The sequence below is a fragment of the Microbispora sp. H10836 genome, from assembly GCF_012999525.1.
GTDB lineage: Bacteria > Actinomycetota > Actinomycetes > Streptosporangiales > Streptosporangiaceae > Microbispora.
The window spans coordinates 222,688-235,942 of record NZ_JABBWU010000008.1 but is presented as its reverse complement, the minus strand read 5'-3'; the positions used below and the strand labels follow the sequence as shown (position 1 = coordinate 235,942).

General features: G+C 69.3%; 12 protein-coding genes and 1 pseudogene. 8 read left to right on the top strand and 5 right to left on the bottom strand.

Translation table 11 applies throughout. The features are described from left to right. Window positions 1-6 precede the first annotated feature (6 nt). Window positions 7-1,056, top strand: a complete 1,050-nt coding sequence (locus tag HHX30_RS17380) for a carbohydrate ABC transporter permease (RefSeq protein ID WP_169982996.1) — start codon at window positions 7-9, stop codon at window positions 1,054-1,056. Continuing rightward, window positions 1,049-1,873 (top strand): carbohydrate ABC transporter permease, encoded by an 825-nt coding sequence (locus tag HHX30_RS17375; RefSeq protein WP_169982995.1) that lies wholly within the window; start codon window positions 1,049-1,051, stop codon window positions 1,871-1,873. Before HHX30_RS17380 ends, HHX30_RS17375 begins: the two co-directional genes overlap by 8 nt. Before the next feature lie 43 nt (window positions 1,874-1,916). Here the strand turns inward: HHX30_RS17375 and HHX30_RS17370 are convergent. Continuing rightward, a pseudogene (locus tag HHX30_RS17370) lies at window positions 1,917-3,125 on the bottom strand (RNA-guided endonuclease InsQ/TnpB family protein). Between the two features lie 148 nt (window positions 3,126-3,273). Here HHX30_RS17370 and HHX30_RS17365 point away from each other — a divergent pair. Continuing rightward, window positions 3,274-4,665 carry a GH1 family beta-glucosidase gene (locus HHX30_RS17365; protein WP_169982993.1) on the top strand — a complete coding sequence of 464 codons (1,392 nt, stop codon included), beginning with the start codon at window positions 3,274-3,276 and terminating at the stop codon, window positions 4,663-4,665. Window positions 4,666-4,703: 38 nt separating this feature from the next. Next, complete coding sequence (locus HHX30_RS17360; protein WP_169982992.1) at window positions 4,704-5,699, top strand: LacI family DNA-binding transcriptional regulator; 996 nt, start codon at window positions 4,704-4,706, stop codon at window positions 5,697-5,699. 27 nt (window positions 5,700-5,726) lie between these two features. Here the strand turns inward: HHX30_RS17360 and HHX30_RS17355 are convergent, their stop codons facing one another. Then, the gene (locus tag HHX30_RS17355) at window positions 5,727-6,065 is read right to left on the bottom strand and encodes a rhodanese-like domain-containing protein (protein WP_169982991.1); all 339 of its coding nucleotides are present in this window, start codon (window positions 6,063-6,065) and stop codon (window positions 5,727-5,729) included. A 96-nt stretch (window positions 6,066-6,161) separates the two neighbouring features. On the opposite strand from HHX30_RS17355, the gene HHX30_RS17350 reads away from it, so the two are divergent. The 4 genes from HHX30_RS17350 (at window position 6,162) to HHX30_RS42725 (ending at window position 10,032) form a co-directional block, all read left to right on the top strand. Further along, window positions 6,162-6,740, top strand: coding sequence for a TetR/AcrR family transcriptional regulator (locus HHX30_RS17350; RefSeq protein WP_169982990.1), 579 nt, complete (start codon window positions 6,162-6,164; stop codon window positions 6,738-6,740). A 244-nt stretch (window positions 6,741-6,984) separates the two neighbouring features. Continuing rightward, entirely contained in the window at window positions 6,985-7,254 is a 270-nt protein-coding gene (locus tag HHX30_RS17345) for a hypothetical protein (RefSeq protein ID WP_169982989.1), read from the top strand. A gap of 390 nt (window positions 7,255-7,644) precedes the next feature. After that, complete coding sequence (locus HHX30_RS17340; RefSeq protein ID WP_169982988.1) at window positions 7,645-8,973, top strand: S8 family serine peptidase; 1,329 nt, start codon at window positions 7,645-7,647, stop codon at window positions 8,971-8,973. A 15-nt stretch (window positions 8,974-8,988) separates the two neighbouring features. Continuing rightward, entirely contained in the window at window positions 8,989-10,032 is a 1,044-nt protein-coding gene (locus tag HHX30_RS42725) for a hypothetical protein (RefSeq protein ID WP_283246799.1), read from the top strand. A 151-nt stretch (window positions 10,033-10,183) separates the two neighbouring features. Here HHX30_RS42725 and HHX30_RS17330 read toward each other — a convergent pair whose 3' ends face one another. Genes HHX30_RS17330 through HHX30_RS17320 form a run of 3 tightly spaced genes read right to left on the bottom strand, consistent with a single transcriptional unit; the run spans window position 10,184 to window position 12,948 of the window. Beyond that, window positions 10,184-11,380: a hypothetical protein gene (locus HHX30_RS17330; RefSeq protein ID WP_169982987.1), complete on the bottom strand. Its 1,197-nt coding sequence runs from the start codon at window positions 11,378-11,380 to the stop codon at window positions 10,184-10,186. Between the two features lie 2 nt (window positions 11,381-11,382). Then, a complete protein-coding gene (locus HHX30_RS17325; protein WP_169982986.1) occupies window positions 11,383-11,769 on the bottom strand; it encodes a Rid family detoxifying hydrolase in 387 nt (128 codons plus the stop codon). A gap of 18 nt (window positions 11,770-11,787) precedes the next feature. Continuing rightward, window positions 11,788-12,948: an alanine racemase gene (locus tag HHX30_RS17320; protein WP_211592167.1), complete on the bottom strand. Its 1,161-nt coding sequence runs from the start codon at window positions 12,946-12,948 to the stop codon at window positions 11,788-11,790. Window positions 12,949-13,255 lie beyond the last annotated feature (307 nt).

Below are 13,255 nucleotides of genomic sequence, written 5' to 3'. Positions count from 1 at the left end.
TCTCCCATGGCAACACCCCCGGGCGGGTCCGTGCGGACCGTGGCGCCCTCCCCCGGCGGCCCTCCGGCCGCACAATCGTCCCCCAGCGGCCCTTCGGGCACGGGTGGTCCCGCCCCGGCGACGACGGCGTCGGGCTGGCGCTCCCGCCTGCACCGGCTGGACCGGCAGGCCTCGCCGTACGCGTACGTCGCGCCGTTCTTCCTGCTCTTCGCGGCCTTCGGCATCTTCCCGCTCATCTACACGGCCTGGGTGTCGCTGCACGACTGGAACCTGCTGAGCAGCGACAACCCGTTCATCGGCCTGGACAACTACACCGCGCTGTTCGCCGACGGCTACTTCTGGAACGCGGCGTTCAACACGCTGTCGATCGGCGTCCTGTCGGCGGTGCCGCAGCTGCTGCTCGCGCTCGTGCTCGCGCACCTGCTGAACCGGCCGCTGCGGGCGCAGACGCTGTTCCGCATCACGCTCCTGCTGCCCAACGTGACCAGCGTGGTGGCCGTGGTGGTCATCTTCAGCCAGCTCTTCGGGCGCGATTTCGGCCTGATCAACATGGTGCTCGACTGGCTCGGGTTCGGCCGGATCAACTGGCAGGCGGGCGTGGCCAGCTCGCACGTCGCCATCGCGGTCATGATCATGTGGCGGTGGGCCGGCTACAACGCGCTCATCTACCTCGCCGCCATGCAGGCCGTGCCCAAGGAGATCTACGAGGCGGCGACCCTCGACGGCGCGTCCAGCCTCAGGCAGCTGTGGGGCATCACGCTCCCGATGATCCGGCCGACCGTCATCTTCACGGTCATCGTCACCACGATCGGGTCGATGCAGATCATCGCCGAGCCGCTGCTGTTCGGCGCGCAGGTCAGCAACGGCGCGGCGGCCACCGGCGGCACCGACCGCCAGTTCCAGACCCTCGCCCTCTACCTGTACGAGAAGGGTTTCCGCAGCTTCGAGTTCGGCTACGCCTCGGCGGCGGCGTGGATGATGTTCCTCCTCGTGGTGGTGGTCGTGGGCTTCAACTACCTCGTCGTCCGGCGCATGCGTGGAGGTCTGGATGTTTAAGGCGCTACGCGGGCATCCGCTCACCTATCTCACCCTCGTGGCGGTGGCGTTCTTCTCGGCGTTCCCGGTCTACTGGAGTGTGATCGTCGCCTCGCACGACAACGCGGCGCTGGCCGAGGTGCCGCCGCCACTGCTGCCCGGCGGCAACTTCTTCGCCAACGTGCAGCGGGTCTTCGACACCGCGCCGTTCGCGCTGGCGCTGCTCAACTCGTTCGTGGTCGCGGGGACGATCACCGTGTCGGTGATGTTCTTCTCCACGCTGGCCGGCTTCGCGTTCGCCAAGCTGCGTTTCCGCGGGCGCAACGCGCTCCTGCTGATGACCGTCGTGACGATGATGGTCCCCACGCAGCTCGGCATCATCCCGCTCTACATGCTGATGATCAAGCTGGAGTGGACCGGCACGATGTACGCCGTGATCGTCCCGGCGCTGGTCAACGCGTTCGGCGTGTTCTTCATGACGCAGTACCTGAGCCGCGCGCTGCCCACCGAGCTGCTGGAGGCCGGCCGGATCGACGGGTGCAGCACGGCCCGGCTGTTCTGGCACGTCGTGCTCCCGGCCGCCCGGCCGGCGGCGGCGGTGCTCGGAATGCTCACGTTCATGACGGCTTGGAATGATTACTTCTGGCCATTGGTCGTCCTCACCCCCGACAATCCAACCGTGCAGGTCGCGCTGTCGCAGCTCGCCAGCGGCTACGTGCGGGACTTCACGCTCGGCCTCACGGGCACGGCGGTGGCGACCCTGCCGCTGGTGCTCATCTTCGTCCTGCTCGGCAAACAGATCATCGGAGGAATCATGCAGGGAGCTGTGAAGGGTTGACATCCTCCCGGCCCTGCAGGGCCCGGATTCCAACCGTTGCCGGTCAGACTTCCTGCTTCGCTGCCGGTTGCCCCGTCCGAGAGGGCTCTCGTTGAGGTCTTACACCAGCTCCACAGGCGTTTTACCTCTCCGCCAGCCCGGCGGCGAGGATGTTCGTGGCGGCGTTGACGTCCCGGTCATGGGTTGCGCCGCAGGCGCATTGCCAGGTCCGGACGTGCAGCGGCATCGACCCGGCCAGCACCCCGCAGGCGGAACACAGCTTGGAGGAGGGGAACCACCGGTCCACGACCAGCAACTCCCGCCCATACCACTCGGCTTTGTACGCCAGCATCGACCGCAGTTCCCGCCAGGACGCGTCGGAGATGGCGCGGGCGAGGCAGTGGTTGCGGACCATGGTGCGGACGGTCAGGTCCTCGATCACGACCGCTTGGTTCTCGCGGACGAGTCGAGTCGAAAGCTTGTGCAGGAAATCCCGGCGGCGGGCACTGATCCGCGCGTACACGCGGGCGACCCTGAGCCGGGCCTTGGCCCGGTTCGCGCTGCCCTTGGCTTTGCGGGCCAGCGACCGCTGCGCCTTGGCCAGGCGCTTGCGGTCGGCCCACTCATGCCGAGGGTTGGCGACCTTGCCGTCCTCGTCGGTCAGGCCGTCGATCGGCCGGGACAGGGTGACCAGCGCGCTGATCCCCGCGTCCACCCCGACCACGTGCTCGGTGGTGGCCAGAGGCGGGATCTTCTCCTCCACAAGGATGGACACGAACCACCGCCCGGCCGCATCCCGGGAGACGGTCACCGTGGACGGGTCCGCGCCTTCCGGCAGCGGACGCGACCACACGATGTCCAGCGGGTCGTCCATCTTCGCCAGCCACAGCCGGCCGTTCCGCCAGCGGAACGCGCTGCGGGTGTACTCCGCCGAGGCCCGCGACTTCTTGCGCGACTTGAACGTGGGGTACCTGGCCCGGCGCGCGAAGAAGTTCGCGGACCCCGCGTGCAGGTGCCGCAGGGCTTGCTGCAACGGCACGCAGGACACCTCGCCCAGGAACGCCAACTCGGGTGTCTTCTTCCACAGGGTGAGCGCGGCCGAGGACTCCGCGTAGGACACGCGGCGGCCCTGCAGCGTGTAGGCGCGGGTCCGTTCCTCCAGGGCCTTGTTGTACACCAGGCGCACACACCCGAAGGTCCGGGCAAGCTCGCCGGCCTGCTCCGGGGTCGGGTAGAAGCGGTACTTGTAGGCCCGCTTCACGATCCGCGCCATGCCGCACATCATGCCACTCGACCAGGTTGCGGATCGCATGTTTGTTCGTATGGCGATTCGCCTGGCGGCGAAACGCCTACCCCTGCCCTGCTCCGCAGGGCTCCGATTCCTCCCCCGCCTGAAGGCGGGGTTTCCTCGGAGGTTAGTGATGACCGCGACGACCATGGCTGCTCGGGGGACCGGATCGTCCAAGTTGGTTTTCCCTGACGGCTTCGTCTGGGGCGCCGCCACGGCGGCCTACCAGATCGAGGGCGCCGCCGCCGAGGACGGCAGGGGCCCCTCGATCTGGGACACGTTCTCGAAGGTCCCGGGCAACGTGGCCGACGGCCACACCGGCGATGTCGCCTGCGACCACTACCACCGGTACGCCGACGACGTCCGGCTCATGGCCGGTCTGGGCCTGGCGGCGTACCGGTTCTCGGTGGCCTGGCCGCGGATCCTGCCCACCGGGGCGGGGCGGGTCAACGCCGCCGGCCTCGGCTTCTACGACCGCCTGGTGGACGAGCTGCTCGCCCACGGCATCACGCCCTACCCGACGCTGTACCACTGGGACCTGCCGCAGGCGCTGGAGGACGCCGGCGGCTGGGCCGTACGGGACACGGCTCAGCGCTTCGCCGACTACGCCGCCGTCGTGCACGAGCGGCTCGGCGACCGCGTCCGCACGTGGACCACGCTGAACGAGCCGTGGGTGGCCGCCTTCCTCGGCTACTGCTCCGGCGTCCACGCCCCGGGCAGGCGCGACCCGGCGGCCGCGTTCCGCGCGGCCCACCACCTGCTGCTCGGCCACGGGCTGGCGGCGCAGTCCCTGCGCGCGGCCGGGGCCGCCGAGATCGCGCTCACCCTCAACCTCGCGCCGATCATCCAGACGGACGACGGCCAGGAGGAGGCCGCCCGGGTGGACGCGCTGATGAACCGGCAGTTCCTCGACCCGGCGCTGCGGGGCCGCTACCCGGAGGAGGTGCTGGAGATCGCCGCGCGCCACGGCGGCCTCGACCACATCGGCGACGGCGACCTGGCCGTCATCCACCAGCCGATCGACCTGCTCGGCATCAACTACTACAACCCGTCCTTCGTGTCGGCCCGGCCGGGCGAGCCGGCCAACCCCGCCTTCCCCGGCACCGAGGGCGTCCGGTTCGAGCCGCCGACCGGCCCGACGACCGCGATGGACTGGCCCATCGAGCCGTCCGGCCTGGAGACCCTGCTCGTACGGCTGTCGCGCGACTACCCCGAGGTCGGGCTGCTCGTCACGGAGAACGGCGCGGCCTTCGACGACCGGCCCGACGGCGATCGGGTGCACGACGACGACCGGATCGGCTACCTCGACGGACACCTGCGGGCGGCGCACGCCGCGATCGCCGCGGGAGCGGACCTGAGGGGTTATCTCGTATGGTCTCTCCTGGACAACTTCGAGTGGGCCTACGGCTACCACAAGAGGTTCGGCATCGTGTACATCGACTTCGAGACCCAGCGACGCGTTCCCAAGGACAGCGCGCTGTGGTATCGAGACGTCATCGCACGCAATGGGCTGGGGAGTGCCTGACGACGCTTGATTTGTCAGGCACCGCAAAGGGGGAATGAATGAAACGACCCACTCTGGAGGCGGTGGCGGCGCGGGCAGGGGTTTCCCGCGCCACCGTCTCCCGGGTCGTCAACGGGCAGATGACGGTGACGCCGCAGATCAGGGATGCCGTGATGCGCGCCGTGGACGAGCTGGGATACGTGCCCAACTCGGCGGCGCGCAGCCTCGTCACCCAGCGGACCGACTCGATCGCGCTGGTCGTGTCGGAGCCGCCGACCAGGGTCTTCTCCGAGGACCCGATGTTCTCCACCGTCATCCGCTCGGCCAGTCTGGAACTCGAGGCCGCCGACCGGCAGGTCGTGCTCATGCTCGGCGGCTCGGCCCAGAGTCACGCGAGGATCGAGCGCTACATCGCCAGCGGCCACGTCGACGGGGTCATGCTGATCTCGATGCACGGCGCCGACCCGCTGCCCGCCGCCATCGCGCGGATGGGCGTCCCCGCCGTCTCGTACGGCAGGCCGGCGGTGCCGGTGCCCCTGCCGTACGTGGACAACGACAACGTGGGCGGCGCGGTGAAGGCGGTGCGCCACCTGCTGGACAGCGGACGGCGGCGCATCGCCACGATCGCCGGGCCGCAGGACATGATCGGCGGCCAGGACCGGCTCACGGGCTACCGTGACGCCCTGCGCGAGTCCGACCGGCGGTCGATCGTCGCCGTCGGCGACTTCACCCGGGAGTCCGGCGCCGTCGCGATGCGTCATCTGCTGCAGGACGACCCGAACCTGGACGCCGTCTTCGTCGCCAACGACCTCATGGCCATCGGGGCGCTGCAGACCCTGCGTCAGGCGGGCCGCCGGGTGCCGGACGACGTGGCGGTCGTCGGGTTCGACGACATCGAGGCGGCCCGCTACACCGAGCCCCCGCTGACCACGATCAGGCACCCGATCATCGAGCAGGCCGCCGCGATGGTCCGGCTGCTGCTGGGGCTGTTCCAGGGCGGCCCGGCGGACCCCGTGATCCTCCCGACCGAACTCGTCGTCCGGGGCTCCGCCTGAGCGATCCCGGTGGTCAGGACGCCGTGGTCAGGACGCCGTGGTCAGCGACTCGACCGGCAGACCGGCCTCGACCCAGTCCTGGATGCCCTCCCGGTACTTGCGCACGTCGGTGTACCCGAGCGCGGTCAGCCGGTTGGCCACGGCCTGACTGTTGGCGCAGGACGGGTTCGAGCAGTAGGTGACGATCGGCGCGTTCTTGTCCGGCAGCAGTTCCGCGGCCCGCTCGGCGACCTCGGACTCCGTCAGCGGGATCGCGCCCGGAAGGTGCTGCCGGGCGTAGTAGTCGCCGCCGAGCGCGTCGACGACGGTGACGGCGCCCGCGTCGATGGCGGCCTTGAGCTCGTCCCTGCCGATGAGAGCGGTCATTGCGTCCTCCAATTAACTGGACTACAGTCCGTTTGCGTGAACACTCCGGAAATTACCGGACCGCAGTCCGGTTCGTCAAGAGACCTCACCTCCCTGATGGCGGACCCGCCCCGCGAGCGCGCGGACGCGGCCCGCAACCGGCGACGGGTGCTGGAGGCGGCGGCGAGGCTGTTCCGCGAGCACGGAGTCGAAGCGGTCTCGATGGACGCGGTGGCGGCGGAGGCCGGGGTGGGCAAGGGCACGCTGTTCCGTCGGTTCGGGGACAAGTCGGGACTCGCGGCGGCCCTGCTCGACGACAAGGAACGGGAACTGCAGGAGCGCATCCTGTCCGGGCCGCCGCCGCTGGGGCCCGGCGCCTCACCCGCCGACCGGGTGCGCGCGTTCGTGGCGGCCTACGCCGGCTATCTCTTCGGGCACCTCGACCTGCTGCGCGTGTCGGAGACCGCGAGCCCGGGCGCCCGCTATCGGATCGGCGCCTACCGTTTCTGGCACCGCCACCTGGCGATCCTGCTGGCCGAGGCGCGACCGGACGCGGACGCCGACTACCTCGCCCACGCGCTGCTCGCCCCGCTCGCGGCCGAGCACGTCACCGCCGTGCTGCGGGAGTGCGACGCCGCGCGGGTCGCGGCCGGCCTCGCCGTCCTCGCGGACGCCCTGGTCGCCGACCGGCCGTAACACCCGGGGCACCGGCCGCCGGCCGGCCCGGTCCTCGCCGGGAGCCGGACCGGGCCAGACCCGAGCGATCCATGGTGCCGGCAGAGCAAGCGTGTGATCGCGGCGGCCTGCTCGGAGATGACCCCTGCGACAAGGCGCCTGTGGCACCCTTGCTCACACAAAGCTGTGCCCCGGCTGCGTACCGTAGCAGAGGCAACACCGGGGCTTATGTCACTCACAGTAGCACAGGGGGCACGAGCGCGAAATGGAAGAGGCCGAGGCCATACAGCTGCGGGAGGTGCTGTCGATCGCTCGTATCGCCGAGTACGAGGCACGATGCGACGGACAGACCATGGCCGCGCTGCGCCTGCACTGCTGGAACACGGAGATCTGCGCGGCCTTCTACGGCCCACTGCAGTACCTGGAGGTCGCGCTACGCAGCGTCCTCAGCCGCGAGTTGGTGAGGCTGTTCCAGCGGGCCGGCCGGTGGGAGGATGCCGACCTGCACTTCGGTGGCTCAGCACAAGATCGGTGAGGTGCGCGATCAACTGCGCAGGATGCCGCGCAACAAGATCGCTCACCACCGCCCGATCTACCACCGCCATCTGCGGGCCGATCGCCACACCATACTGCAGCGCCTCGGCCCTGCAGCGCCTCGGCTACATCGACGCCGGGCTCGCCAGCCGGATCGACCGGTACATCAGGGTCCCCGCCGTCCTTCCCGGCCGCCCGTGACCTTCGAGCGGAAAATCCACACCGTCGGGATTGCTCGCAAATCGCGGCATACAGCCTCTTTGGCCCTTTCGGCTCCTCCTACCACTATGAATCAAACGGGCCGAAGTATTACGTGTCACTCGCCGAGAACCCCGCCTGCGCCGACGCATCATGAACGCGCTGGATATCACGTTACGGCGTAGGAGGGCGCGTGGAGTCCAACATTCCATTGTGGCGAACGAGGACGGTATTCGCCATTGCGCTGGTCACTCTTCTATGGGTGCTGACACCGGCTTGGACAGCAGCAGCGCGATCAGGCAGGGCGCCCTCGAAATGGGTCGTGACACTGAAGAGTTCTGTCGTCAGCGCAACAGCGGTCGCGCAAGAACATGCTCGGCTCTACGGCATCAAGGTGACCCGGGTGTATGACGCCGCCGTTGGCAGCGCAGCCTTGAAGGGGTACGCGGCGGACGCCGACGAGGCACAGGTGGCGGGCATCCGCACAGATGCGAGGGTCAAGTCCGTCGAACCTGACGCTATCGTCCAACAAGGATCCATCGAAGCTCCTTCTCGACGAGGCGATTGGTCGACAAAACCATCGCTGTTCCGAGGGGACCCGCTGCGTGCGGAACAATGGGGTGTTTTCAGGGTTCATGCGAGCACGAGAACGTTGGTGCCCGCTCCAGCGACAGTAGGTGTGGCAGTTGTCGACGGTGGCATACAGATGGGCCATCCGGATCTGCCGAACGTGAAAGGCTGGGTGAACTTCTCTTCAAGTCCGACTGCCGATGATCGCAGCGGCCACGGCACCCACGTGGCCGGAATCATTGGCGCGGCGAACAACGGGGTCGGCGTTGTCGGGGTTGCCCCCGGCACGCCCCTGTGGTCCGTCAAGGTATTCGATGACTATGGAGTCTCATGGTTGTCTCAGCTCATCGCTGGACTTGAGTGGGTGGCGGAGAACGCAAGGGCGAAAGGGATAAAGGTTGCCAACATGAGTTTTGGCATTCGCAACGTTGATTACCCTGCAGAGCGAGACGCCATCCGCCTTCTCATCGCCGCGGGGGTTATCCCTGTAGCGGCCGCCATGAACTCCGGGGAAGCAACGCCGTGGTACCCTGCCGCCTACCCGGATGTCATCTCTGTCGCTGCGACGGACGAGAGTGACCAAAGGGCATTTTTCTCGAATTACGGCGCCGATTGGGTTGATATCGCCGCCCCCGGACTGCCCATTCTGTCCACTTGGGTAGAAAACGGCTACGCCGAAAATTTTGGCACAAGTATGGCCGCGCCATTTGTGGCCGGCACGGTTGCACTATGCCTTACCTCTCACGTCTGCAAGGACCCGAGCCAGGTCCTGCCCAGGATCGGACAGGACTCCAAGAACATCCCAGGCGTCGGCGTCCTGTACCGCTACGGGCTGGTTCAGGCGGACCGTTACTGGCTCGGCAAGTATCCGGCGGAGTGGCAAGGGCTGGGAGGGGCGAGCGAAACGGCATTGCTTCAGTTGCGCTCACCGGGCGTGCGTTTCCACATTTGACGAACAGCGGTAGACATGATCCAGCTTCAATCGAACTGCAAAAGCGAAAAAACAAAGGGTGGCGACTTGTCCGACTCGCCCAGTGCGCTGCAACTCTGCACAATTGGCGCGTTCACCATGAGTGCCGTCTTGACCGGCGTGGTCTCGGCCGTGCCTGCCGATGCGGCCGCGGATGGGTTGTCCACATCCAGCCGCTTGAGCCACATGGACCACGCGACCTCTCCCACACCGAATCCCTCCGGAAGCAAGAACAATCATGGGCGGAACAAAGCGGGTAACAAGAACAAGATCAAGCAAAAGCAGCATCAGCGTGGACATCAGGACCAGCATCAGCACCTGCTGCGGGATCTCACCCACGTATTGACACCGGTCCAGCAGGCCTCGACGGACTCAAGGGCGCTGCCCTACAACTGGCAGGCCGCAGACGGGAAGACACTCAGTTGGACCGACCAGCGCGGTACGGCGAACAGTCAGGCATTGGGGCAGCAGGGCTCGAAGAACGGAGTCGGGCCACAGGTCGCGAACGGACAGGAGTCGCATTCTCCGATGCGCCCTTCAGGCTCCGAAAAGGACAAGGAGTCGCAGGGTACGCCAGGGCCTGCCGGGCCGCCCGGCGCACGCGGATCACAGGGACCCGCCGGGCCGCAGGGTCCGGCAGGCCCTCGCGGACCACAAGGTCCCGCAGGCCCGGAGAGCCAGGCGTCATCGCTCGATTCGACCTACGTGCCGCTGGCCGCCTCTGCGGACTTTCCCGGGCGAACCTTCGCCGTCGCCGTGAATGACGGTGTCCCGTCGGTCTACGACCCTCGGGCTGCCGCTGGACGGAGGTGGCAAAGCCTGAGAAGGGTACCCGGAGGTCTCAACGGTCGCGTGCTGAGCATCACCGCGAGCGGCGAGGTCACCACGGCGGCTGTCAGCCAGATGAGGATCAAGGCGCGGACGAGCGCAGGCATCCATGAGACGGTGTGCCAGGTGGAGACCGGAGCGGGAGTGCCGGTGTCGTTTCCTGCCACAGGCGACCTGACCAACTGCACAGCATGGTCGCCTCTCCCGAACTGACACACCATCGCTAACGAGTACGCCCATGTAGACGGCATCGCCGGGGTAACCAGTTTGCCACCCGCCACACCTGACCGCGCCGACGGCCACCGGCAGCGCGGTCAGGTGTGGCGGGCGGGTGACCGGCGCGTCGAGCGCTCCGGCTCCGGTGTCAGGCGAGCGCCTCGGTGATGCGGCCGAGCGCGTCGAAGGGCGCCAGGCCGTACGCGGAGAAGTCGACGGCCCCGGCCCCCGCCGTACGGGCGGCGCGGACCTTGGCGGCCAGCCGGTCGGCGGAGTCGGTGTCCGGGGCGCCGGGGCGCAGCACGACCCTCAGCTCGGGGTTCTTGCCCACCGACCGGCGGTAGGCCGCGACGTCGTCGGCCACCCGGGCGGAGTCCCTGGCGTACCCGAGGACCGCGAACGACGGGACCAGGTCGCCGAGCGCCACCAGGTCGATCCCGAGCTGCCAGGAGTCGTGCGCGGCCAGACCGGCCGAGGGCAGTCCGTGGGCCTGGCCCTTGACCGCGCCCGTCGCGTCCGTGAACGTCAGCCGTGCGCCTTCGGCCCTCACGGCCGCCGCCACCTCGCCGACCAGCGACGTGACGCTCTCGGAGCGGGCCCGCGCGTACGCCACCGCCTCCGGGCCCGCGTAGGCCGTCAGCGCCGCCCGCGTGACCTCGCCCTCCGCGGGAGGATCGCCGTCGAGCACGCCTGCGACGATCCTGGCGCACTCCTGCCTGGCCACCTCGGCGTTCACCCCGAGGTCGGCGGCCCGGCGCATGCAGTGGGCGCAGAAGCACAGGCCGAACAGGAAGGCGTCCATCGGGCCTAGCGCCACGAAGCACCGATCGCTTGAGAAGGGCCCGAAGTGCAGCGACTCCGCGACGACCGTGTCCACCCCCTGCCGCGCGACGGCCCGCGCCAGCGCCACCGCGTACGCCCGCACGTCGGGGTGCGAGGGGCACAGGTCGGCCGGGGAGCCGTGGTCGCCGAAGCAGTTCTCCACGGTCACGTCCGGGCAGGCCAGGCCGAGCGTGGCGTTGCGCAGGAACACCGTCCAGCCGTGCAGCCGCATCCCCCGGTCCGCGCAGGCCCGGCGCAGCTCGTCGAGGGGCCGGTCCTCCGCTCCCGGTTGCACGGGCGGGGTCAGGCGCAGCCCGCCGAACAGGTCGTCCGGCGGGGGGAAGTGGACGCCGTCGCGGCGCAGCGTCAGCCGCGAGGCGCCGTGCGGGGTCACATCCCTGGCCTGGTGGTAGGCCGCGGCCACCGCGACGCCTCGCACGCCGTACGCCGAGGCCCGGTCGAGCAGCCCGCGCACGCCCTCCGCGCGCAGGTCCTCGACGAAGACGTACAGGGCGCTGTCCATCGTCAACGGCCCGTGTACGCCACGAAGTCGATCTCGACGAGGATGTCCAGGAGATCGGAGCCCACGGTGGTGCGCACCGGGTAGGGCCGGGTGAAGTAGGTCTGGTAGGCCTCGTTGAACGCGGCGAAGTCCTCCTTCACATGCTGCAGGTGGACCGTCGCCTTCACCACGTCGTCGAACGTCAGGCCGTGAGCCTCAAGCACGGCCCCCAGGTTGCGCATGGTCCGGTGTGTCTGGGCCGCCACGTCGTCGCCCACGACCTCGCCGGTCCGCGGGTCCAGCGGGCCCATCCCGGAGGTGTAGAGGAAGTCGCCCACCACCACGCCCTGCGAGTACGGCCCGACCGGCGGGGCGCCCTCGGCCGTACGGATCTCCTGCTTGCCAGCCATAGTCACCGCTCCGGAAGATCAGAAATACGTATTGATCAAATCAATCACGACGTCGTCGTCGTCCACCACGGGGATGACGCGCCACTTGTCGAAAGCCGTGCACGGATGGGAGAGCCCGAACGACACCAGGTCTCCCGGGCGCAGTCCGGCTTCGCCGCTGAGATAGGCGTGCTGGTCCCACAGCTTGACGACCGTCACCCCGGCCAGCGGCTCGGCCGGTTCCTCGCCCCCACCGCGCCGCACGGCCTTCGGCGAAGGCAGGTGCAGGTCGTACGGCACGTCCCGCTTGCCCATGCCGACCAGCACGAGGCCGGGCTCCGGCACGGACAGGACCTGGGCCCAGACCTCCAGCGCCGGCCGCAGTTCGCCCGTCAGCCGGTTGTACGGCGTGGTCTCGCGGTAGAAGCCGTCGTCGTGGGCGATGTAGGCGCCGCTGCGCAGCACCACGGTCGCGCCGAGCTCCGCGGTCAGCGGCGCGAGCTCCTCGGCCACCAGGTCGAACCACGAGCTTCCCCCGGCGGAGACCACCAGGGGACCGGCCACCCGCGGCGCCAGTGCCCGCGCCGCGCGCGCCAGGTCGCGCAGGTACGCGCGGACCTCGTCGGCCGTCCGCAGGGTGCCCTCGTATCCGGCGACCCCGGCCAGTTCGGTCCCCGGCGCCTCGCGCAACGCCCCGGCCACCTCGAGCAGCTCGTCCTGACCGCGGCAGCCGGTCCTGCCGCCCGGGTGGCCCAGCTCGACCAGCACCCGGAACGGCAGCTCGCCGGCCGTCTCGTCGAGCACGCGCACGCCCTCGATCGAGTCGGCGTAGCAGAGGAACTCGAAGCGGCCGATCTCGCCGGCCAGCAGGCGCAGGGCGCCCCGGTCGAGGATCTCGTTGGCCAGCAGCACACGGGGGACGCCGAAGGAGCGGTGGACGAGCACCTGGCTCGCCGTGGCGGCGGTGACCCCCCAGGCTCCGGCGTCGAGCTGGGCCCGGACGAGCTGGGGCGACATCGTGGTCTTGGCGTGTGGCGCGAGGGCGAGCCCGTGCCGGCCGGCGAAGTCGGCGAGCGTCGCGATGTTGTGGTCGAGGGCCGAGCGCCTCGCCACCATGACCGGCCAGGTGAACGAGCCGTCGAACAGGGAGTGCCCCGCCGCGGCGAACTCCCGTCCGCTGCCCGGCTCGCCCGGCCACAGGAAACCACGCGTACGCGCGTCGACGACGATCTCCGGGAGCTCCCGCGGCCGCGCCGTGTCCTGCTCGGACTGCTCGGACTGCTCGGACTGCTCGGACTGCTCGGAGTGCTTGGAGCGCTCGGGGTGCTCCGAGGAGTGCTGCGGGGCGCGCTCCGGGGGGCCGTCCGCGAAACCCACGCCGCCCCCTCGCTGTCCCGGTTCAGACCACCTCGTGGATCGTACTGGACCACGCCTGCGGTGGCGGACTCCGCGCCGTCTCCGCGCCGTCACCGCGCCGTCTCCGCGCCGTCACCGGGCCGTCACCGGG

Excerpts from the sequence above, each read along its gene's own strand:
- HHX30_RS17375 (WP_169982995.1), top strand. The coding sequence starts at position 1,049 with ATGTTTAAGGCGCTACGCGGGCATCCGCTCACCTATCTCACCCTCGTG.
- HHX30_RS42725 (WP_283246799.1), top strand. The coding sequence starts at position 8,989 with ATGATCCAGCTTCAATCGAACTGCAAAAGCGAAAAAACAAAGGGTGGC.
- HHX30_RS17355 (WP_169982991.1), bottom strand. The coding sequence starts at position 6,065 with ATGACCGCTCTCATCGGCAGGGACGAGCTCAAGGCCGCCATCGACGCG.
- HHX30_RS17380 (WP_169982996.1), top strand. The coding sequence starts at position 7 with ATGGCAACACCCCCGGGCGGGTCCGTGCGGACCGTGGCGCCCTCCCCC.
- HHX30_RS17345 (WP_169982989.1), top strand. The coding sequence starts at position 6,985 with ATGGAAGAGGCCGAGGCCATACAGCTGCGGGAGGTGCTGTCGATCGCT.
- HHX30_RS17330 (WP_169982987.1), bottom strand. The coding sequence starts at position 11,380 with ATGGACAGCGCCCTGTACGTCTTCGTCGAGGACCTGCGCGCGGAGGGC.
- HHX30_RS17350 (WP_169982990.1), top strand. The coding sequence starts at position 6,162 with ATGGCGGACCCGCCCCGCGAGCGCGCGGACGCGGCCCGCAACCGGCGA.
- HHX30_RS17365 (WP_169982993.1), top strand. The coding sequence starts at position 3,274 with ATGACCGCGACGACCATGGCTGCTCGGGGGACCGGATCGTCCAAGTTG.
- HHX30_RS17325 (WP_169982986.1), bottom strand. The coding sequence starts at position 11,769 with ATGGCTGGCAAGCAGGAGATCCGTACGGCCGAGGGCGCCCCGCCGGTC.
- HHX30_RS17360 (WP_169982992.1), top strand. The coding sequence starts at position 4,704 with ATGAAACGACCCACTCTGGAGGCGGTGGCGGCGCGGGCAGGGGTTTCC.